Genomic DNA, 21,798 nt, shown 5'->3' with positions numbered 1-21,798 from the left:
CCGGAGGCGCGGCGCGCGGTGTCGTCCATGCGTTTCTCCTGCTGGCCGCCGGCTCCTCCGTTGGTCAGGCGAGCCGGGTCACCTCGACGATCACGTCGAGGTCGGTGGCGCCCTCCCCCGAATAGATGCCCTTGAGCGGGGAGACATCGGCGTAGTCGCGGCCCGCGCCCACCCCGACGTACTGCTCGGTGATCTCGGCGTCGTTGGTGGGGTCGTAGCTCCACCACGCCCCCGTCCACGCCTCGATCCAGGCGTGACTGCGCCCGTCCACGGTGTCGCCGACCACGGCGTCGCGTTTGGGATGCAAGTAACCCGACACGTAGTGCGACGGAATTCCCATGCTGCGCAACAACATCAACGACAGGTGCACGAAGTCCTGGCAGACTCCCCTGCCCTCCTTCAGCGCGTCCAGCCCGGACGAGTGCACGCTGGTGGTGCCGGGCAGGTATTCGAGCTCGCCGCGCACCCAATTACCCACGGCGACAACGGCTTCGGCCGGGTCATGCGCTTTGGCGATCTTCTTGGCGACCGACGCTACCCGCTTGCTGGCGGGGACGTGCCCGGTGGGGCGCAGCAGCTCGTCAAAGCGGTCGATCACCGCCTCCGAGTGCAGATCACCCCAGCCCAGCTCGGTCGCCGGCCGTTCGGCCCGCTCGGTCTCGACGACCGACGAGGACATCACCGTGAGGTCGGTGTGCGGCGCGTGCAGGTCGAACGCGGTGACCGCGGTCCCCCAGTAGTCGATGTAGCGGTAGGACCGGGTCGCCGGGATGGTCTCGACGCGGTTGAGGATGACGTTCTGCCGATTGTTCGACCGCGGGGTCAGCCGGGCTTCGTTGTAAGACGCCGTCACCGGCGACTGGTAGGCGTACCCCGTGGTGTGCACCACCCGCAGCCGCCACATCAGCCGTCCCCTTTGCGGCTGACCAGCCGGGCGCGCTGGCTGGCGTCCGACCAGGCCACCCACGGGGTGACGTGAAAGTACTGCAGCGCCAACGCGTCTGAAACGTCGCGGCAGGTTCGCTGCAGTCCCGCCAACCGGGACTCCAGCGACTCCAGCAGCACACCGGGCTGGACGAACTCCAGTTCGCTGCGGGCCTGCCCGAGCAACCGTTGCGCCTCGGCGGTGGCCCCGACCCGGCTCTGCCGGTTGTGCATCAGTTCGTCGAGGTTGTGTTCGGCCAGCCGCAGCGAGTAGAACACCGAGCGGGGAAACAGCCTGTCCAGCAACATGAATTCGACCACCCGGCCGGCGTCGAGCACGCCGCGGTAGGTGCGCAGGTAGGTGTCGTGCGCGCCGGCCGAGCGCAGCAGCGTCACCCACGCCGGCGACGAGGCGCTGTCGCCGACCCGGGACAGCAGCAGCCGCACCGTCATATCGACCCGCTCGATCGCCCGGCCCAGCACCATGAACCGGTACCCGTCGTCGCGGGACAACGTCGAGTCGGCCAACCCGGCGAACATCGCCGCCCGTCGTTCGATGAACGACAGAAAATCATGCGGCCCAAGGCGTTTGGCGGCTCGTTCCCGTTCCGGCAGGGCGTGGTAGGTGGTGTTGAGGCACTCCCAGATCTCGCTGGACGTCACCTCCCGCGCCGATTTGGCGTTCTCCCGCGCGGCGGTGACGGCGTCCACGATCGAGCAGCCGCCCTGGGCGCCGGTGCTGTAGGCCACCAGGTCGGTCAGCGACCACACGTCCAGGTCGTGGTCCGGCGGGTCGATGCCGAGCACCCGCAGCAGCACCCGGGACGCCTGGTCCGGGTCGACGCTGGAGTCTTCCAGCAGTTGGTGCAGGGCGACGTCCAGGATCCGCGCGGTGTCGTCGGCGCGCTCGACGTAGCGGCCGATCCAGTAGAGCGCCTCGGCGTTGCGTGCCAGCATCAGCGCCCCGCCCGTTGCTGCTGCTGTTGCTCGAGCTGCTCGCGCTGGGGCGGCCCGGTGGGTTGCGGCTGCTGGGCCATCGACCGCGGCGCATCGTCCACCAGCGGGTCGGGCATCGCCGTCGGCAACGAGCGCACCACCTCGGCGGCACCGAGTTCATGGTCGCCGGACGACGCGCGCGAGGCCAGCACCCAGGTGTCCTTGGAGCCGCCGCCCTGGCTGGAGTTGACCACCCGCGAACCCTCGACCAGGGCCACCCGGGTCAGCCCGCCCGGCAACACCCACACGTCCTCGCCGTCGTTGACCGCGAACGGCCGCAGGTCGACGTAGCGGGGCGCCAGCGAGCTGCCGACCTGCGTCGGCACCGTGGAGAGCTCCATCATCGGCTGCGCGATCCAGCTGCGCGGGTCGTCGCGGATCTTCTTGGCGACGGCGGCCAGCTCCTTGTCGGAGGCTTCCGGGCCGAACACGATGCCGTAGCCGCCCGACCCCTCGACCGGCTTGAGCACCAGCTCGTCGATGCGGTCGAGCACCTCCTCGCGCTCGTCGTCGAGCCAGCACCGCAGCGTCTCCACGTTGGCCAGCAGCGGCTTCTCGCCCAGGTAGTACTCGATCATGGTGGGCACGTAGGTGTAGACGAGTTTGTCGTCGCCCACCCCGTTGCCGATCGCGCTGGAGATGACGACGTTGCCGGCGCGGGCGGCGTTGACCAGGCCGGCCACCCCGAGCACCGAGTCGGCGCGGAACTGCAGCGGATCCAGGAACGCGTCGTCGATGCGCCGGTAGATGACGTCGACCTGGCGCTCACCCTCGGTGGTGCGCATGTACACCTGGTTGTCGCGGCAGAACAGGTCGCGGCCCTCGACCAGCTCGACGCCCATCTGGCGGGCCAGCAGCGAATGCTCGAAGTACGCCGAGTTGTAGACGCCCGGGGTGAGCACCACCACGGTGGGGTCGGCCTCGTTGGTGGCCGCCGAGTTGCGCAGCGCCCGCAGCAGATGCGCGGCGTAGTCGTCGACCGCCCGCACCCGGTGGGTGGCGAACAGGTTCGGGAACACCCGCGCCATGGTGCGGCGGTTCTCCATCACGTAGGACACGCCCGACGGCGAACGCAGGTTGTCCTCGAGGACCCGGAAATTGCCCTTCTCGTCGCGGATCAAATCGATGCCGGCGACGTGGATCCGCACCCCGTTGGGCGGGACGATGCCCACCGCCTGGCGGTGGAAGTGCTCGCAGGAGGTGACCAACCGGCGCGGGATCACCCCGTCGTTGAGGATTTCCTGGTCGCCGTAGATGTCGTCGAGGTACATCTCAAGGGCCTTGACCCGCTGGGTGATCCCGCGTTCCAGCCGGGCCCACTCGGCGGCCGAGATGACCCGCGGCACCAGGTCCAGCGGGAAGGGCCGCTCCTGCCCGGACAGCGAGAAGGTGATGCCTTGATCCAGGAAGGCGCGGGACAGCGCTTCGGCGCGAGCCTTCAGCTCCGAGGCGTCCGACGGCGCCAGCTCGGCGTAAATGCCCTTGTAGGGGCCGCGCACGGCGCCCGCGGCGTCGAACATTTCGTCGAAGGCCATGTCGTAGGCGTCCGACGCCACGTTGTAGCCGCCGAATATGCGCTCCGAACGCGCAGCGCGAAAACCCCGCCCGGTGTCCTCAAGCTGGTTCGAAAGACTCACTGTTTAGATGCTGCCTCAAATCGACGTCCCGGCAGCCCACGTCTTCCCGTTTTGGGAGAAAACGTAACTCACTGATAACCTGGGCAGTCGCTGTGGAGATATCCGGCGCCCAAGCAAACGTCTGATCGAAAAGGGAACTCGAGCGTGGCCAACATCAAGTCGCAGCAGAAGCGCAACAAGACCAACGAGCGCGCCCGGCTGCGCAACAAGTCGGTGAAGTCCTCGCTGCGCACCGCCGTCCGCGCGTTCCGCGAGGCCGCCCACGCCGGCGACAAGGAAAAGGCCGCCGAGTTGCTGGTGTCGACCAACCGCAAGCTGGACAAGGCGGCCAGCAAGGGCGTGATCCACAAGAACCAGGCCGCCAACAAGAAGTCGGCGCTGGCCCAGGCGCTCAACAAGCTCTGAGGACCGCCGCTCAGCGATTGCGGCCGCCGGCCAGCTCCGCCACCCTGCGCACCGCGGATTCCAGCGCGTAGTCGGCGTCGGCCACCGCGCCTTTGACGTTCGCGTTGAGCGTCGCCACCACCTTCATCGCCGCCGCCACCGAGTCGCGCGACCAGTACCGGGCCTGCTTCTGCGCCTTCTGCACCCGCCACGGCGGCATCCCCAGCTGGGCCGCCAGCCGGTACGGATCGCCGGACAGCGGGCCGACCCGGCCGATGGTGTGGATCGCTTCGGCCAGCGCGTCGGCCAGCACCACCAACGGCTCGCCGCGCATCATCGCCCAGCGCAGCGCCTCGGCGGCCCCTTCGATGTCGCCGGCGACGGCCTTGTCGGCGATGTCGAAGCCCTTCACCTCGGCCTTGCCGCTGTGATAGCGGCGTACCGCGGCGGCGTCGACCGCCCCGCCGGTGTCGGCGACCAATTGCGAGCAGGCCGAGGCCAACTCCCGCAGATCGGAGCCGACCGCGTCCAGCATCGCGGTCACGGTCTCTTCGTCGGCCTTGACCCGCAGCCGCCGGAACTCCTTGCGGACGAAATCGATGCGTTCGCTCAGTTTGGTGATCCGCGCGCACGGGTGCACCACGGCGCCCAGGGCCTGCAGCTCGGTGGCCAGCGCCTTGGCCCGGCCACCGCCGGAGTGCACCACCACCAACACCACCCCGGCCGGCATCTCGGCGGCCGCCGAAAGGATCACGGCCGCAGCGTCTTTCCCGGCTTCGCCGGCGGCCTCCAGCACGACGATGCGCTCGTCGGCGAACAGCGACGGGCTGAGCAGCTCGGCGAGTTCGTAGGTGCTCACGTCGCCGGCCCGCATCCGGTTGACCGGAACGTCGGCGTCACCGGAGGCGCCGGCGCGTTTGCGTGCCTCGGCCAGCACCTCGGCCACCGCCCGCTCGACCAGCAGTTCCTCGTCCCCGAGGACCAGGTGTAACGGCGAAACCTCGCTCACTCCACGATGGTGTCACGACCGACCGACGACCTCGCGCGGGGATCGGCGCTCGCCGGGTACTACGCCAGCCCGGACAGCACCCAGGCCAGGCCGATCAGCAGCGCCGCGGCGGCCGCGGCGCGGAACCGGCGCCACCGCCACGCCACCACCGCCAGCAGCGTTACGCCGCCGACGATCAGCGTGCCCGCCGTCCCGTCCGGGACGGGCACGGTGGCGCCGGGCAGGCCCGCGGCCCGGTGGGCCACCCCGCCCACCCACCACAACTCGGGGCCGGTGAAACGGATCAGCAGCCGCGCGCCGGCCGGCCAGATCGGGCACAGCGCCGCCGCCGCGGTGCCCAGCACCGTGATCGGTGCGATCACGGCCGCCACCAGCAGATTTGCGGCGGCGGCGACCACGCTGAACCGGCCGGAGATGGCCGCGACCAAAGGCGCGGTCACCAGCTGCGCGGCCCAGGCGACGGCGACCGCATCGGCCAACGGCTTGGGCCAGCCCCGGTCCGCCAACCGCCGCGACCAGGCCGGCGCGAGAACGACCAGCGCGGCCGTGGCGAGCACCGACAGCGCGAACCCGACGTCCACCGACAGCTGCGGCGCGACGGCCAACAACACCAGCACCGTGGCGGCCAGGGCCGGAATCGCTTGCCGCCGACGCGAAGTCAGCATGCCCGCCAACGCGATGGCGCCCATCACGGCCGCCCGCAACACGCTTGCCGTCGGCTGCACCACGACGACGAAAGCCACCAGCGCCAGCGCCGCCAGCAGGACCGCCGCCCGCGGGCCGATCAGCCGTGCCGAAAACAGCACGGCCGCACACACGATCGTCACGTTGGCGCCCGACACGGCCATCAGGTGCGTCATGCCGGCCGCCCGGAAGTCCCGGCCAGTTGGGGTGGGCACCGCCGAGGTGTCCCCGAGCACCAGCGCGGGCAGCAGCGCGGCCTGGTCGGCGGGCAGCGTGTCACGCACCGCGGCGGCGAAGCGGCGGCGCACCTCGTGCGCGGCCCGCTGCACGGCACTCGCGCTGCCCAGGGTTGGCCGGCCCGACGCGGTGAGCACCGCGACCGTCAGGTCGCGCCGGGTGGGCCGGCCGATCCGGGCGGTGAACCGCACCGGCTGGCCCACCATCAGCCCGCCGAAATCCGGGCCGCGCGCGAAAACAACGACCCGCCCGGACATTTGGTCGGAACGCAGCTGTTGCAGGGTGGCCCGAAACATCAGCCGGCCCTGGGTCCCGGAGCCCAACGACACCGGGCTCTCGGAGGGGGTGACGGTGACCGGGGCGCTGGCGCCGAAGTCCGCGGCGATCGGGTGGTGATCGACCGCGTCGGCGCGCAGCGCCACGGCGAACCCGAACCCCGCCCCCACCACACCGATCGCCGCCAGCCCGGCGCTGACCGACGACAGCCGCGGCCGGCCGTGCCGGCGCGCCGCACGCCACCGCAGGGCGCCGGCGATCGCGAGCAACCCGACGCAGCACCAGGCGAGCTCCCGGCCGATCGGCCACCAGATTCCGCCGGCCGTCACCGCCCAGCAGGTCAGCGCGGACGGCACCAGCCGCACATCGACGCGGCCCTCGGGCGACGGCCCGCCGGGATGCACAGCGCTCAGACACGGACCAGAGCGCGCAGCTTCTCCAGCCGCGCGGGGCCGATGCCCTCCACGTCGGCGAGCTGCTCGACGCTGGTGAACCTGCCGTTGGTCTGCCGCCACGCCACGATCGCGGCGGCGGTGACCGGCCCGACGCCGGGCAGGGCGTCGAGCTCCTGCACCGTCGCGGTGTTCAGGTCGACCGCGTCGCCGGTCTTCGGCTTGGCCTTGGCCGCCCCGGGACCCGGCGGCGGTTTCGGGGCCGGTGTCGACCCCGCGGCCACCGAACTGCCCAGCACCGGCGGCTGTCCCGGCACCGGGGCCAAGCCCACCACGATCTGCTCGCCGTCGTCCAGCGGCCGGGCCATGTTCAACCCGGCGGTGTCGGCGCCGTTCACCGCGCCGCCGGCCGCCTGCACCGCATCGGCGATCCGCGCCCCCGGCGCCAGCGTGACCAGGCCGGGCGTGTGCACCAGGCCGACCACGCTGACCACCACAGGGCGGTCCGGGCCGCCGCTCGGGCTTGCCGACGAGCGTGGGCTCGCGGTCGACACCTTCTCCACCGGCGGCAGCTTGGCCGACATCACCGGCGCCGGCCGGTCGCGGATCAGCGTGAAAACCGTGACCAGCACGGCCAGCGCCGCCACGATGGCCAACCCGATGGCGCCGGCACGTCCCGGGTCGGCACGAATCCGGGCCACCCAACCCCGGTGCTCCGGCGCGCCGGGAAGCCACCGCGGCAGCAGCGAATTCTGATCGTCATCCGGAAAGTCCTCGCCCGCGATTGGCCCGGGCTCCTCGGGCTGCACCGCGGCATCGGCATCCGGTTCGGCGCGCAGCCGCCGTTGCAGGCGCTCGGCCGGAAGTTCTGTTCGCATGGCCCGACCGTAGGTCCGCCCACCGGCGCGACCGCCCCGCTCCGCGGCGCCGCCGGGCCGAACTGTGGACTAACCCGAGGCTGTGCACAGGGCCCGCACCCGATGGGTCAAGATGGAAGCCGAGCGAACGACCAGGGCGATGGGTCGCCACGTTCACCCCGAATCGACAGGAGGCTGCCATGCAACTGGCGCTCACACCGGAGGAAGCCGCGTTCCGCGACGAGCTTCGCACCATCTACACGACCAAGATTCCCGAGGAGCTGCGCGAGCGGGTGCGCCGGGGATCGGCGGAAGTGAACCGGGACGACATCGTCACCAGCCACAAGATCCTGCACGAGCACGGCCTTGCGGTACCGAACTGGCCGGTGGAGTGGGGCGGCAAGGACTGGACGCCCACCCAGCACCAGATCTGGGCCGACGAGATGCAGCTGGCCTGCGTCCCGGAGCCGTTGAACTTCAACACCAAGATGGTGGGCCCGGTGATCGCCGAATTCGGTTCGGAGGAGGTCAAACAACGCTTCCTGCCCCCGACCGCCAGCCTCGACATCTGGTGGTGCCAGGGATTCTCCGAGCCGGACGCCGGTTCGGACCTGGCGTCGCTGCGCACCACCGCGGTGCGCGACGGCGACCACTACATCGTCAACGGCCAGAAGACCTGGACCACGCTGGGCCAGTACGCCGACTGGATATTCTGCCTGGTGCGCACCGACCCGCAGGCGCCCAAGCGCCAGGCCGGCATCTCGTTCCTGCTCTTCGACATGAGAAGCCCGGGCATCACGCTGCGGCCCATCAAGACGATCGACGGCGGCCACGAGATCAACGAGGTCTTCTTCGAGGACGTCCGGGTGCCCGCCGATCAGCTTGTCGGAGAAGAGAATCAGGGCTGGACATACGCGAAGTTCCTGCTGGGCAACGAACGCACCGGCATCGCCGGAGTGGGCCGCACCAAGGTGCGCCTGGCCGAGGTGAAGAAGCACGCCGCGGCCACCGGGGTGCTCGACGATCCGCTGTTCGCCGCCCGGCTCGCCGAGGCCGAAAACGAGCTGCTGGCACTGGAACTCACGCAGTCGCGGGTGACCACCGACTCGGCAAACGGGCAGCCCAACCCGGCGTCGTCGGTGCTCAAGCTGCGAGGCAGCCAACTGCAGCAGGTGGCCACCGAACTGCTCGTCGAGGTGGCCGGCCCGGATGCGTTGCCGGCCAAGGCCGATGACATCGCCTCCCCGTCCTGGGCGCAATCCAGCGCGCCGCACTACCTGAACTATCGCAAGACGTCGATCTACGGCGGCAGCAGCGAAGTACAGCGCAACATCATCGCGTCCACCATTCTGGGATTGTGAGGCAGCCATGGACTTTCAGTTGAGCGACGAGCAGGCCCTGCTGCGCGACACCACCCGCGATCTGCTGTCGCGCAGTTACGACCCGGAGAGCCGCAACAAGGTCATCGGTTCCGAGCTGGGCTGGAGCCGCGAGGTGTGGAGCCAGCTCGCCGACACCGGGATCCTGGGCCTGGGCTCCGATCCCGACGAGTCGGGCCAGATCGAGATCATGGTGGTGCTCACCGAGATCGGGCGCCGGCTGGCCCCCGAGCCGGTGCTGCACGCCGCGCTGGGACCCGGCGCGCTGATCGCCGCGCTGGGCAGCGCGGCCCAGAAGGAACTGCTGGACGAGGTCGCGGCCGGCCAGCGGCTGCTGGCGTTCGCCCACCTGGAGCCGGGGCAGCGCAAACCGACCGCCGAGGTGGGCACCAAGGCTGCGCGGCAAGGTGATTCGTGGACGCTGAGCGGTCAGAAGAACCCGGTGCTGGCCGGCGACTGCGCCGACACCCTGGTGGTCAGCGCCGCGTTGCCGGACGGCGGCACCGGGCTGTTCCTGGTCGACGCGGGCGCCGTCACCCGGCACCCGTACCGCACCTTCGACGGGCAGCGGGGCGCCCAAATCGATCTGGACGCCACCCCGGCCGAACCGCTGGGCGAGGCGACCGACGCATCGGGCGGCATCGAGGCGGCCATCATCCGCATCCAGTCCGCGTTGTGCTCCGAAGCGCTTGGGGCGATGGAGGAATCGCTGCGCCTGACCACCGACTACCTCAAGACCCGCAAGCAGTTCGGGGTCACCCTGAACAAATTCCAGGCGCTCACCCAGCGCGCCGCCGACATGTACGTCTCGCTGGAATTGGCCCGCAGCATGAGCCTGTATGCGGCGATGTCGATCGCCGACGGCAACATCGACCCGGTCATCGCCTCGCGGGCCAAGCTGCAGATCGGCCGCTCCGGCCGGCACATCGCGCAGGAGTCCATCCAGATGCACGGCGGGATCGGGGTGACCGCGGAGTACCCGATCAGCCACTACGCCGCCCGGCTCACCGCGATCGAGCACACCCTGGGCACCTCGGGTGAGCATCTGCACAACCTGATCGACCACCTCGGCGACTACGACCTGGTCCGCCTCTAACCCCATGGCCGCGCTGTCCGCCGAGGTCGTCGAGTTCCTGTCCGCCGGCACCCGCACCGGGATGCTCGGCTATGTCGCCGCCGACGGCCGGCCGCTGGTCGCGCCGATCTGGTTCGTGGTCGACGACGGCGAGCTGGCCTTCAACACCGGCCGTGGCACAGCGAAAGCCCGTGCGATAGCGCGTGATTCGCGGGTGGTCATCTGCGTCGACGATCCGCATCCGCCCTATTCGTTCGTCCAGGTGCAGGGCGTGGCCGCGGTGAGCGAGGACCCCGCCGAGGTGTTGGACATCGCCACCCGGACCGGCGCGCGGTACATGGGCGCCGACCGGGCCGACGAGTTCGGCCGGCGTAACGCCGTCCCCGGCGAGTTGGTGGTGCGGATTCGGCCGACGAAGGTGAACTCCGCCTTCGACGTCGCCGACTGAACCCCGGCCCGGATCAGCTCGGCTCGGGCGCCGCCTCACGTTCCGGTTCGGCCTCACCGGTGCCGGTTTCCGAGCCCGGATTCGGGTTGGCGGCCACCGCCGCACCGGGCTCCGATTCCGCGTCGGGCAGTTGGCCTGCCAGATACTCGGCCAGCCCACCGATCGTCGGATAGTCGAAGACCGCGGTCGCGTTGATCGTGAACGCGCCACCGAATTGGCTGTGCAACCGGTTGCGGAGTTCGACCGCCATCAGGGAATCCGTGCCCAGGTCCAGGAATCGGCTCGTCGCGGCGGGTGGCTGCGCGAGCCGCAGGAAACCCTGCACCTCGCGCTGCAGGAATTCGGTGATGAAGGCGGCGCGCTGCGCCACCGGGATCTCCTGCAACTGCTTGAGTAATTCGCTGTCCCCACTCGCCTCCCCGACGGCGCTCGGCAGCACGAGATCGAGAATCGGTGGGCGAGCACCGCCCAGCAGCTTCGCCGCCCGCTGCCAGTTGGCCTTGATGACGGTCGCCTGCCCGGTTCCGTTGGCGACGACCTCGGCGAGCGCGGCCAGCGCGGCCGTCGGTTCCAGCGGAATGAGTCCCTGCGCACCGATGTTGGCGCGCGCGGCCTCCGACGACGCCATCCCCCCTTGGGCCCAGGGCCCGAGGTTGACCCCGGTCGCCGGCAAGCCGCGCGCCTGTCGCGCTGCGACCAGCCCGTCGAGCCACGCGTTGGCGGTCGAATAGTTGGCCTGGCCGGGTGAACCGAGCAGGCTGGACACCGAGGACGACACGATGAAGAAGTCGAGATCGTCGGTCTTCGTCGCATGGTCCAGGTAGCTGGCTCCGAATGCCTTGGGCGCCAACGCCACCCGGAAACGCTCCGGGCTCTGCTGGGACAGCAGCGCGTCGTCGAGCACGCCCGCCAGATGCGCCACTCCCGCCAGCGGGGGCAGTTCGGCGCGGATCCGGGCCAGCAGCTGCTCGACCTGCGCGGCGTCACCGACGTCGGCGGCGAAGGTGTGGACGCGGCACCGGTAGCGCTCGGTGATGTCGTCGATGGCCCGCCGCGCCGCGGCGTCGGGTGCACGCCGGCTGGTCAGCACGATCTCGCCGGCGCCGAGCTGGGCCAGATAGGCCGCCAGGTGCAGGCCGATCGCGCCGAGCCCACCGGTGATCAGATAGCTGCGATCACCGCGCGGTTGCAGCGGTTTCGGCATCTGCAGCACGATCTTGCCGATGTGCCTCGCTTGCTGCATGCGGCGAAACGCCGTCCTCGCCTCGGCCAGCGGATAGATCTCGGCGGGCAACGGCCTCCACTCGCCGCTGGCCAGCCCGTCAGACACCTCGGTCAGCAGGGCATGAATGTGCTCCGGCTGTTCCACGCAGGCCCAGTCCAACGCGACGATCTCGTAGGCGATATCGGGGCGGGCCGCCGCCATCTGCTCGCGGGTCCAGATGTCTCGCTTGGCGATCTCGACGAAACGGCCGTGTTGGGCGGTGGCCCGCACGGTCGCCTCGATGAATCCCTCATTGGTCAGGCTGTTGAGCACCACGTCGACGCCGGCGCCGTCGGTGTCGACGAGAATCTGGTCGGCGAAATCGGTGCTGCGCGAATCGTAGACGTATTCCACACCCAGCTTGCGCAGCGTCGCGCGTTTGTAGGTGCTCGCGGTGGCGAACACGGTCGCACCGTGTCGCTGCGCCAGCTGGATGGCGGCCAATCCGACGCCACCGCTTGCCGCATGAATGAGCACGCGGTCACCGGGTTTCAGCTGGGCCCAGTCGAACGCGAGCCGGGCGGTGAGCGCCGCGGCGGGAATGGTCGCGGCATCCACCGCGCTCACGCCGTCGGGAATCGGCGCCAGCAACTGGACCGGCACATTGAACCGGCTGGCGAACGCGCCCTGCATGAAACCGTAGACGCGCGTGCCGACCTCGAGTCCGGTAACGCCGCTGCCCAATTGGGTGACGGTGCCGGCGAAGTCGCCGCCGAGCGGCCCCGGGTCGCCCGGGTAGAGGCCCAGCACGTTGAGCACCTCCCGGAAGTTCAAACCGCCGGCCTCGACACGCACCTGCACACAGCCCTCGGCCGGGGGCGGCGCCTCCTGCTCGATCAGCCGCAGGTTGTCGATCGCGCCGCGTTCGGTGGGGGCAAGGACGTAGTCGGTGCCGCGAGGTACCGCGAGATGACCGCTGCGCGCCCACGGCAGTAACCGGGATGCCAGGAGTTTCCCCTGCCGCACCGCCAGCTCCGGTTCGTCCAGGGGTGCGCCGAGCAGACCGGCCAGCGACCGCACGGCCTGCTCCGACCCGTCGGAATCGACCAGCCTGCACCGCAGCGCCGGTTCCTCGTTGACGATGGTGCGCCCAAGTCCCCACAGCGCCGCCTGCACCGGGTCGACCGGCTCGCCGGACTCGGTCGCCACGCCCCGTTCGGTGACGATCCACAGGCCACCGGGAAGCTTGACCGCCGAGCCATCCGCGTTCTGCAAGGCGTGCACGGCGGTGAGAAGCCCGGCGATCTCGGTTTCCAGCCGCGCCACGGATTCGGCGCTCGACTCCCGTCCACCGGATTGCGTTGCGCGCCAGACGATGCCGGTGACCGGGCCGCCGCGGTCCTCGGCGCGCGCCAACAGCTGCCCGAAGGACTCCGGATCGGTGTTGCGGTCGAATGGGATGCAGCCCGGCAGTTGAGCCCCCAGTTCGTCGAAGCCGGCGATCAGCCATGTCCCGCTTGGATTTGCGACACCATCGTTCGACGGCTGGGGTGGAACCTCATGCCAGCCAAGGGTGTACAGCAGCCGGGTGGCATCGCCGCCCAGTCCCCGCAACAACGCCTCGCGGGGCGCGCGCTTGACCGTGAACTCGCGTATCCCACCCAGGTGGCGACCGTCCCGATCGATGAAATCGATGTCGAAGACTTGGGTTTCGCTGTCCAGCGCGCTGGGCCGCCATTTCCCGCGGCAATAGAACCGCCGCGGCATCTTCTCCCGCAGGGACACCTGCCCGTACCGCAACGGCAGCAACAGATCATTGAAGCCCTGTTCGGCGGCGAGAAGGGCGGGAAACGCCGGGAAGACGACTCCGGTGCACAGGTCGAGCAGCACCGGATGCATGGGCTCCGTCCCGAGGTGCTCGGCGAGTTCGTCACCCACGGTGACGTCGCCAACCGCCTCACCGTCGCCCATCCACAGCGACTTCAGCGAGGTGGACCACGTGGTCCCCCACTCCAGTTCGCTTTCGGCGAAGCTGTCGAACAGCAGTTGCGGGCGATTGCGGTCCAACCTCTCGATCACGGCGTCGATGTGGTCCGCCGGGTCGGCCGCCGGCTCGTCCTCGATGCCGGCGACGACGGTGCCATCGGCGTTCAACGACCATTCGGCATCGGGGACGCCGTACGGGCGGCTGTCCACCCGGAAGCTCCAGCCGCCCTCCTGCAGCGGATGCAGACTCAGCTGCACTTCACGAGAAGCCTTGTCGGGCAAGATGATCGGCTCATAGAAGTAGACGTTTTGCACGCGTGCCGGTGGCCCGACGGCGGCCAGGGCCATCGCCGCATATGTCGCGCCCGGGACGACGACGGTGCCGTAGATCACGTGATCGGCAAGCCAGGGCTGCGACTTCACCGACAACCTACTGGTGTAGACGGAGTCGCCGGAGGCGAGCTCCTTCGCGCTGCCCAGCAGCCCGGATGCCGCGGCGCCCTGTCCATCGATGCCGGCGATGCCGGAAGCCTTGGGCCAGAAGCGCCGCCGCTGGAACGGGTAGGTGGGCAGTTCGAGTTTGCGGCGCGGTCGACGATGCAGCGCGGCGAACTCGGGACGATGACCGCTGACGTATGCCGCGGCCAGCCCTTCGGCGATCTGTCGCCGATCGCCGACGCCCTTGCGCAGGGAAACGATCGCGCGTGGCGCGGCCAGGTGTTCCGGCCAGACCTGCACCGCGGCCCCCGTCAGCACCGGTTGCGGACCGATCTCCATCAACACCGTGCAGCCCAGCGCCGCGACGGTACGCACGCTTTCGGCGAACTGCACCGGCTGGCGGGAATGCCGCCGCCAATAGCGGGCGTCGAGCGGGGTTTCGGTGGTGAGCACCGTACCGGTGCGGTTGCAGACCAGCGGCAGCGTGGGTACGGCGAAGTCCAGATGCGCCGCATACGACTCGAATTCATCGAGCACCGGGTCCAGCAGCTCCGAGTGGAAGGCGTGGCTGGTTTCCAGCCAGCTGCACCGGATCCCGTCACTGGCACCGCGGGCCACGATCTGTTCCAGATCCGCGCCGGGACCCGAGAGCACCGTGTTGGGACCGTTGTAGGCGGCCACCGACACCCGGGGGCAGTCGTTGGCGAGCTCCTCGACGTATTGGGCGTCGGCGAACACCGCCACCATCCGGCCGCCGTCGGGCAGGCCGCCGAACAGCCGGCCGCGCTCGGCCATCAGCCGCGCCCCGTCCTCGAGGCTGAAAACGCCTGCGACACAAGCCGCCGCGTATTGGCCCACGCTGTGCCCCAGCACCACGTCGGGCTCGACACCCCAGGATTGCCACAGCCTGGCCAGGCCCATCTCGACGGCGAACAACGCGGGCTGCGCAAAAGCGGTATTCCGCAGGGTTTTTCCGGCCTCACCACCGGTGTCCTTGTCGGTCGCGAAGATCACCTCGGTCAACGGACGCGGCAGCAGCCCGTCGACGGCGTCCGCGCAGCGCGTCACCGTCTCGGCGAAAACCGGCTCGGCGTCGAACAACTCGCGCGCCATCCCCGGGTATTGGCTGCCCTGTCCGGTGAACAACCACGCCGTCGTCGGCGGGTCGGTGCACTCGCCGCGCGCAACTCCCGGCCGGGTTCGGTTGTCGGCGAGGTCGGCCAGCGCCTCGCGTGCGCTGCGCACCGAATCCACCACCAGCGCGGCCCGGTGCTCGAAATGCGCACGCCCGGCCCCGACGGTGAAGCACAGATCGCCGATGTCCGCGTCGGGATGAGCGTGCAACCATTCCCCGTACCGCTGCGCCAGCGCCAGCAGCGCCTCCGGTGACCGCGCGGACAGCGGCAGCACGTCGACCGGGCGTGCGTCGGATTCGGCTGCCGGGGTGGCGTCTTGCGTCGTTACCGGTTGCGGCGCCTCCTCGATCAACACGTGTGCGTTGGTGCCGGTGAACCCGAACGAGCTCACCCCGGCTCGCCGCGGCCGGCCGTTGGTCTGCCAGGGAACCGCCTTGTCCACCACCCGCAGTGGCAGCGAGTCCCACGGGATATGCGGCGACGGGGTCTCGAAATGCAGGCTCTGCGGGAGCATTTCGTGCTGCAGCGACAACACGACCTTGATCAGGCCGGCGACCCCGGAGGCCGCCTCGAGGTGGCCGATGTTGGTCTTCACCGATCCGATCAGCAGCGGCCGGTCGGTGTCCCGGGTGGCGCCGTAGACGGCCCCGGCCGCCTGCACTTCGATCGGATCCCCCAGCGCGGTGCCCGTCCCGTGCGCCTCGAGGTAGTCGACGTCATCGCCGGAGAGGCCGGCGCGGCTCAGCGCCGTGGCGATAAGCCGTTGCTGTGCACCACCATTGGGCACCGTGAGACCGCTGGACGCGCCGTCCTGGTTGACCGCGCTGGCCGGGATGACCGCGCACACCCGGTCTCCGTCGCGCACGGCGTCGCTCATCCGCTTGAGCACCAGGATCCCGCAGCCTTCGCTGCGCACATAACCGTCGGCGGTGGCATCGAAGGTCTTGCATCGCCCGACGGGTGAAAGCATCCGGGCGCGCGACGCGGCGATGTTGGACACCGGACTCAGCAGCACGTTGACACCGCCGGCCAACGCCAAATCGCAGTCACCGGAATGCAATGCCTGGCAGGCCTGATGCACGGCCACCAGCGACGAGCTGCATGCGGTGTCGACGGCCACCGCGGGTCCTTCCAGACCCAGCGCGAAGGCGACCCGGCCGGAGATGGCGTTGAGCGCGTTGCCGGTGATGAAGTGCGGCTCGATCTTGTCCACCGACTCGGCGGACAGCAGATGCGAATACTCGTTGGCGCCGACCCCCACGAAGATGCCGCTTCGGCTGCCGCGCAGCGCGGCCGGGGAATACCCGGCACGCTCCAAGCCCTCCCACACGGTTTCCAGCACCAGCCGCTGCTGCGGGTCGATCCACACCGCTTCGCGCGGCGAGATACCGAAGAACTCCGGATCGAATTCGTCGATTTGGTCCAGGTATCCGCCGAATCGGCTGTACATCTTGCCGGGGGTTTCCGGATCCGGGTCGTAGAACTCGTCGATGTCGAATCGGTCTTCCGGGACTTCCCGGATGGCGTCGACACCGCCGGACAGCAACTCCCAGAAGGCTTCCGGATCAGCGGCGCCGGGGAAACGGCATGCCATCGCGACGATCGCGATCGGCTCGTCCGTGCGGCCGGCCGGCGCCGGGGTGCCCGCCGGCGGTGCGGGTTTGGCGTCCGGCTGCCCGCGCAGGTCGAGCACGTCGCCGAGCAGGTACTCGGCGACATCGGACAGCCGCGGGTAATCCATCGCCAGGGTTGCGGGTATCTGCTTGCCCACGCCTTGCTCGATGTGGCGGCGCAGTTCGATGGCCATCAGCGAATCCATGCCGAGGTCGAAGAATCCCGCGTCCTCGCGGATCTCCGCGGCATCGACGCGCGTCACCTCGGCGACAGCGTTGCGCAGAAACTCCGTCATGAGTTTCCTGCGCTGCTGTACCGGAGCGCCGGCGAGCCGCTCGACCAGCCCCGTCTTCCCGGAAGGCGTTGGTGCCGGGGCGAAATCGGGTATCTCCCGGGCCAGTTCCGCCAGCAACGACCGCTGCCCCGCTTGCTGGTAGAGCGGCAGGAAGCGGGTCCAGTCGATCCGGGCCACCACCCCCTGCGCGGCGGCGGTCGCCATGACATCGGCCAGACCCGCCAGCGCGTCGGCGGGTGAGAGTGTCTTGATGCCGCGCTGAGCCAGTCGCGCCCGGGCGTTCTCGTCGGCCATGCCCGCCGCCCAGGGACCGAAGTTGACGCTGATCCCGTTGACGCCCTGCTCACGCAGCCGCCACGCCAGCCCGTCGAGGAAGGCGTTGGCCGCGCCGTACGCCGTCTGACCCAGACCACCCCATACCGAGGCGATCGAGGACGTGCTGATGAAGAAGTCCAACCGCAGGTCGGCGGCGGCTTCGCTCAAATGCCAAGCGCCCCAGACCTTCCCGGCGAAAACCCGGTCTATTTCGGCGTCTTCGAGGTCGCTCAGCGGGGTGGTGCCGATCTCGCCCGCGGCATGGACTATGCCGGCCACCGGCGGCAGTTCGGCCCGCATGGCGCCGAGCAGCCGCGCAACGTGGTGGGCGTCGGCGACATCGGCCGCGATCACCCGGACTTCGCATCCGTGCTGTTGGCTGAGGGCGTCGATGCGCCGCTGTGCGGCTTCGCCCGGCGCGCGGCGGCCGGTCAGCACCAGGTGCCGGGCGCCCTGCGCAGCCAGGTGGCCGGCGATCTCCAGTCCGATCGAACCCAGCCCGCCGGTCACCAGATACGTTGCGTCGGCACGCAATGTCAGCGCAGCCGCGGCCGGCTGCCCGCTTCGTCGCGTCAGCCGGGGAACGTAGATGTCCGAGCCGCGCAGCGCGATCTGGTCCTCCCCGACGGCCGGGTCGCGCGGTGCCGACGCGACCCTGACCAACCGGGACCATTCCTCGGCGCTGTCCTGCGCCAGGTCGGCCAGCCCGCCCCACAATTGCGGATATTCCAGGGACGCCGCCCGGCCGAATCCCCACAGGCAGCTTTGATCCGGGAACACGGTGTCGGCGTCGGTGACTCGTTGCGCGCCGCGGGTGACCAACCAAATCGGTTGGCGCAGTTCCGCGGCGGCCGCGGCGCGGAAGAGCCGCCGTGTTCCGGCCAGTACCCGGTGCTGCATCCGCAGCAGCGACCGCATCGATGGTGCGGTGCCGGAATCCAGCGCCGCCACCAGCGCGATGCGTAGCGGCGCTTCCTCCGCCGCCGCGGCGCGCAATACGATCTCGAGTCGTTCCTCGTCCGCGTCGGAGGCGGGCAACACGAGAATCCGGTGCTGGTGCCCGCGCGCGGTGATCGCGTCGACCAGCGGCGCGACGGCGTCGTCGTCATCGCCGACGACGAGCCAGGTGGCTTCGGCTTCGGGGCCAGGGACCGTGGACTTCTCCCAGCGGATCTCGTAGCGGTCCTCGGCGATGGACTGACTCTTGCGCTGTTGATTGTGTTGTGCGGCAAGCTTCGTCAGCACATCGAGGGTGTGCTGATCGGCGCTCGCGCCGTCGAGCAACTTCGCGAGTTCGGCGATCCGGCCGTCCTCGAGAAGCCGGACGGCCGTGGTCTGGGTCGAGGTTTGTTGGCTGCCTGGCGGGACCCGCTGTTCGCTGAACCAGTACTGGCGATGCTGGAACGGATAGGTGGGCAGGTCAAGCTTTCGCGCCGGACCGACGGCGGCACTGAAGTCCGGGAGGTGGCCGACAATGTAGGCCTCGGCAAGCGCTTCGGTGATCTGGCGGTGGTCGGCGGTGTTGCGGCGCAATGATGCGATCGCCCGGGGCGCGGTCGCCGGGTCGGGCCAGGCCCGCAGGGCCGCGGCGGTGAGCACGGGTTGGGGGCCGATCTCCAGCAACACCTTGCAGCCCAGGTCGGCGAGGGTGTGAACGCTCTTGGCGAACTCGACCGGTTGGCGGGCATGGCGACGCCAATAGGCCCCATCGAGTTTCACGCTCCTGCCCAGGGCGGAGCCGGTTCGGTTGCAGATCAAGATCCGTTGGGGCGGACCGAAATCGAACTGGTTCGCATACGACTCGAACTCGTCGAGAATCGGATCCAGCAGCGCCGAGTGGAACGCGTGGCTGGTGTCGAGCCAGTCGCACCGGACTTTCTCGGCGGTCAACCGGGCCACCGCCTGCTCCAGCTCCTGCCCCGGTCCCGACAACACGGTGTTGGCACCGTTGTACGCGGCGACCGACAAGCTCGGGAACTCGTCGGTGAGGCTCTCGACGCGGGCCGCGGCGGCGAACGCCGCCACCATCCGACCGCCCGCGGGCAAACTGCCGAACAGCCGGCCGCGCTCGGCGATCAGCCGCGCCCCATCCTCGAGGCGCAGCACGCCGGCAACGCAGGCCGCCGAATACTGGCCGACGCTGTGGCCCAGCACCACGTCGGGTTCGAAGCCCCAGGACTGCCAGAGCCGGGCCAGACCCATCTCCACGGCGAACAAGGCGGGCTGGGCGTAGCTGGTCTGCCGCAACGTCGCTTCGTTGGCCGGGTCATCCGTATCGAAAATTACGTCCAGCAACGGCTTTTCGAGAACATCGGCGAGCACCGTGGCGCAGCGGGTCAGCGTCTCGGCGAACACCGGCTCGGTGTCGAACAACTCCCTGGCCATGCCGGCGTACTGGCTGCCCTGACCGGTGAACAGCCACGCCGTTTTCGGCGCGTCCTCGCAAACCCCGCGCAACAGTCCCGGGGCCGGCCGGTCGTCGGCCAGCGCCGCGAGCAACTCACCGGCGGACCCCGTCGAATCCACCACCAGCGCGGCCCGGTGCTCGAAGTGTGCCCGGCCCGCCCCGGCGGTCAAGCACAGGTCGGCCAGGGCGGTGTCGGGATGCGCGCTCAACCAGTCGCGGTACTCGCCGGCGATCTGCACCAACGCGGCGGGCGTTCGCGCCGACAGCGGAAGTACGTGGAACCGGCGCTGACCGGGCGGCCGGACGGCGGCCGGTGGTACCGCGGCCCGACCCGTCCCGTCGGGCGCTTCCTCGAGGATGACGTGCGCGTTGGTTCCGGCGAACCCGAATGAGCTGACGCCCGCCACGCGGGGCCGGCCGTTGCGTTGCCACGCGGTCGCCTCCTTGACGACCTGCACCGCAAGCCGATCCCAGGGAATGTGCGGCGACGGATCGCGAAAGTGCAGATGTTGCGGCAGCATCCCGTGCTCGAGCGCCAGGATCACCTTGATCACGCCCGCGATGCCGGCGGCCGCTTCCAGGTGCCCGATGTTGGTTTTGACCGAGCCGATCAGCAGCGGTCTGCTCGCCTCGCGCCCCACGCCGAGCACCGCACCTGCGGCCTGGACCTCGATCGGATCGCCCAGCGAGGTGCCGGTGCCGTGCGCCTCCAGGTAGTCGACGTCGCCGGGTGCGATGCCGGCGCGCTGCAGCGCCTCGGCGATAACTCGTTGCTGGGCAACGCCGTTCGGCACGGTCAAACCGCCCGATGCGCCGTCCTGGTTGATGGCGCTGCCCCGGATCACCGCCCGGATCCGGTCGCCGTCGCGGATCGCGTCCTCGAGCCGCTTCACAACGAGGACGCCACATCCCTCACCACGGACGTAGCCGTCGGCGGCCGCGTCGAAGGTCTTGCATCGCCCGTCGGGCGCGAGCATGTGTGCCTGGGAAAAGGTGATCATGGTCGCCGGGGTGAGCAGAACGTTCGCGCCGCCGGCCAGCGCGAGGTCGCACTCCCCCAGACGCAGCGCTTGGCACGCCTGATGGATCGCCACCAACGACGAGCTGCACGCGGTGTCCACCGCGACCGCCGGGCCCTGCAGTCCCAACCGATAGCTGATCCGTCCCGCGGCGGCGGCAGACGATGTCCCGATCGCCGTGTAAGCCTCGATCTGGTCGTAGGTCAGCTCGTCGGAGGCCATCCCCAGGTAGTCGTGGGTGGATATTCCGATGAACACACCGGTGTTGGTGTTCGCCAAATCCGTTGGCGCGGTGCCGGAATGTTCCACCGCCCGCCACGCCGTCTCGAGCAGCAGCCGATGCTGCGGATCCAGCAGCCTGGCCTCGCGCGCCGACATGCCGAAAAACGGCGCGTCGAACCCGGTTACGTCGTCGACGAAACCGGCCCGGCGGGTGACAACTTTGCCGGGCGCGTCGGGATCCGGGTCGAAGAACTCGTCGGCGTCCCACCGGTCCTTGGGCACCTCCGATACCGCGTCCCGGCCTTCGGCCAGCACCCGCCAGAATTCATCGGCGTCCGCGGCGCCGGGAAAACGCGCCGCATAGCCAACGATCGCGAAACTGGACGCCGGGTCCCTCAGACCCTCGACGGTCGACATGCGGTTGTCCTCTCTCCCTCAGCCAGCGAAGGACCCATGGTCGCGGGCCGGCCTTTCAGCACCACCGCCGTGGTGTTCCGTACCAGGTCCTGCCTCCGGCAACCGTCGTGCTCCTGGCCGCACACTCACCGGCCCCTGCTCGGAGTGCCAACACCCCGAGACGCCGTCGATATCCTCAAGCACCGCATCCAAATTCGCGCTTTCCGCCAATCGAATGGACTGCAGGAAGGCTTTCGGTATAGGCGGCGATGATACAACACGAGCGCGGGACCGGACCGGCGGGCGGATGCCGCCGCCGGGCCGCTGACATCCGCCTGCCCGAGGGGCCCTTGTCCATCCCACCGCAGACAACCAACCGAGCGCGAGGTCTCCCGCCCGTCCGCTCGGCAACCACAGGGTCGCCTCATCGGATCCGATCGATTTCGACCGTCACGCGGAATGCCTTGT

11 protein-coding genes are annotated in these 21,798 nt (G+C 69.8%); 4 read left to right on the top strand and 7 right to left on the bottom strand.

Features of this window, described 5'->3' with window-relative positions; all coding sequences use genetic code 11:
* Positions 1-64: 64 nt before the first annotated feature.
* Genes H7I87_RS10625 through H7I87_RS10615 form a run of 3 tightly spaced genes read right to left on the bottom strand, consistent with a single transcriptional unit; the run spans position 65 to position 3,557 of the window.
* Positions 65-904 (bottom strand): transglutaminase family protein, encoded by an 840-nt coding sequence (locus H7I87_RS10625; protein ID WP_031345064.1) that lies wholly within the window; start codon positions 902-904, stop codon positions 65-67.
* The gene (locus H7I87_RS10620; RefSeq protein WP_003875907.1) at positions 904-1,881 is read right to left on the bottom strand and encodes an alpha-E domain-containing protein; all 978 of its coding nucleotides are present in this window, start codon (positions 1,879-1,881) and stop codon (positions 904-906) included. The genes H7I87_RS10625 and H7I87_RS10620 overlap by 1 nt, the downstream gene beginning before the upstream one ends.
* The gene (locus tag H7I87_RS10615) at positions 1,881-3,557 is read right to left on the bottom strand and encodes a circularly permuted type 2 ATP-grasp protein (protein ID WP_003878386.1); all 1,677 of its coding nucleotides are present in this window, start codon (positions 3,555-3,557) and stop codon (positions 1,881-1,883) included. The genes H7I87_RS10620 and H7I87_RS10615 overlap by 1 nt, the downstream gene beginning before the upstream one ends.
* Before the next feature lie 144 nt (positions 3,558-3,701).
* On the opposite strand from H7I87_RS10615, the gene rpsT reads away from it, so the two are divergent.
* Positions 3,702-3,962: a 30S ribosomal protein S20 gene (rpsT, locus tag H7I87_RS10610; RefSeq protein WP_003875905.1), complete on the top strand. Its 261-nt coding sequence runs from the start codon at positions 3,702-3,704 to the stop codon at positions 3,960-3,962.
* Positions 3,963-3,972: 10 nt separating this feature from the next.
* Here rpsT and holA read toward each other — a convergent pair whose 3' ends face one another.
* From holA to H7I87_RS10595, 3 genes are read right to left on the bottom strand one after another with little or no spacing between them, the layout of a single operon-like run.
* Positions 3,973-4,950 (bottom strand): DNA polymerase III subunit delta, encoded by a 978-nt coding sequence (gene holA / locus H7I87_RS10605; protein WP_019732324.1) that lies wholly within the window; start codon positions 4,948-4,950, stop codon positions 3,973-3,975.
* Between the two features lie 59 nt (positions 4,951-5,009).
* A complete protein-coding gene (locus tag H7I87_RS10600) occupies positions 5,010-6,512 on the bottom strand; it encodes a ComEC/Rec2 family competence protein (RefSeq protein ID WP_033711350.1) in 1,503 nt (500 codons plus the stop codon).
* Between the two features lie 44 nt (positions 6,513-6,556).
* Positions 6,557-7,417, bottom strand: a complete 861-nt coding sequence (locus H7I87_RS10595; protein WP_033711351.1) for a ComEA family DNA-binding protein — start codon at positions 7,415-7,417, stop codon at positions 6,557-6,559.
* A 179-nt stretch (positions 7,418-7,596) separates the two neighbouring features.
* Between H7I87_RS10595 and H7I87_RS10590 the strand changes: the two genes are divergently transcribed.
* From H7I87_RS10590 to H7I87_RS10580, 3 genes are read left to right on the top strand one after another with little or no spacing between them, the layout of a single operon-like run.
* On the top strand, positions 7,597-8,757 hold the full coding sequence (locus H7I87_RS10590) for an acyl-CoA dehydrogenase family protein (RefSeq protein WP_023863625.1): 1,161 nt from the start codon (positions 7,597-7,599) through the stop codon (positions 8,755-8,757).
* Between the two features lie 7 nt (positions 8,758-8,764).
* The gene (locus H7I87_RS10585) at positions 8,765-9,871 is read left to right on the top strand and encodes an acyl-CoA dehydrogenase family protein (RefSeq protein WP_033711352.1); all 1,107 of its coding nucleotides are present in this window, start codon (positions 8,765-8,767) and stop codon (positions 9,869-9,871) included.
* A 4-nt stretch (positions 9,872-9,875) separates the two neighbouring features.
* Positions 9,876-10,298 (top strand): PPOX class F420-dependent oxidoreductase, encoded by a 423-nt coding sequence (locus H7I87_RS10580; RefSeq protein WP_003875899.1) that lies wholly within the window; start codon positions 9,876-9,878, stop codon positions 10,296-10,298.
* Between the two features lie 13 nt (positions 10,299-10,311).
* On the opposite strand, the gene H7I87_RS10575 is transcribed toward H7I87_RS10580, so the two are convergent.
* The gene (locus tag H7I87_RS10575; protein ID WP_033726752.1) at positions 10,312-21,351 is read right to left on the bottom strand and encodes a type I polyketide synthase; all 11,040 of its coding nucleotides are present in this window, start codon (positions 21,349-21,351) and stop codon (positions 10,312-10,314) included.
* Positions 21,352-21,798 lie beyond the last annotated feature (447 nt).

The organism is Mycobacterium timonense (assembly GCF_025821985.1).
Lineage (GTDB): Bacteria > Actinomycetota > Actinomycetes > Mycobacteriales > Mycobacteriaceae > Mycobacterium > Mycobacterium avium.
Note: the sequence above shows the minus strand (reverse complement) of the source record. Positions and strands in the feature narration are given on the sequence as shown.

What these genes read in the sequence shown, in the direction of transcription:
- H7I87_RS10625 (WP_031345064.1), bottom strand. Translation starts at nt 904, where the DNA reads ATGTGGCGGCTGCGGGTGGTGCACACCACGGGGTACGCCTACCAGTCG.
- H7I87_RS10620 (WP_003875907.1), bottom strand. Translation starts at nt 1,881, where the DNA reads ATGCTGGCACGCAACGCCGAGGCGCTCTACTGGATCGGCCGCTACGTC.
- H7I87_RS10595 (WP_033711351.1), bottom strand. Translation starts at nt 7,417, where the DNA reads ATGCGAACAGAACTTCCGGCCGAGCGCCTGCAACGGCGGCTGCGCGCC.
- H7I87_RS10590 (WP_023863625.1), top strand. Translation starts at nt 7,597, where the DNA reads ATGCAACTGGCGCTCACACCGGAGGAAGCCGCGTTCCGCGACGAGCTT.
- H7I87_RS10585 (WP_033711352.1), top strand. Translation starts at nt 8,765, where the DNA reads ATGGACTTTCAGTTGAGCGACGAGCAGGCCCTGCTGCGCGACACCACC.
- H7I87_RS10580 (WP_003875899.1), top strand. Translation starts at nt 9,876, where the DNA reads ATGGCCGCGCTGTCCGCCGAGGTCGTCGAGTTCCTGTCCGCCGGCACC.
- H7I87_RS10575 (WP_033726752.1), bottom strand. Translation starts at nt 21,351, where the DNA reads ATGTCGACCGTCGAGGGTCTGAGGGACCCGGCGTCCAGTTTCGCGATC.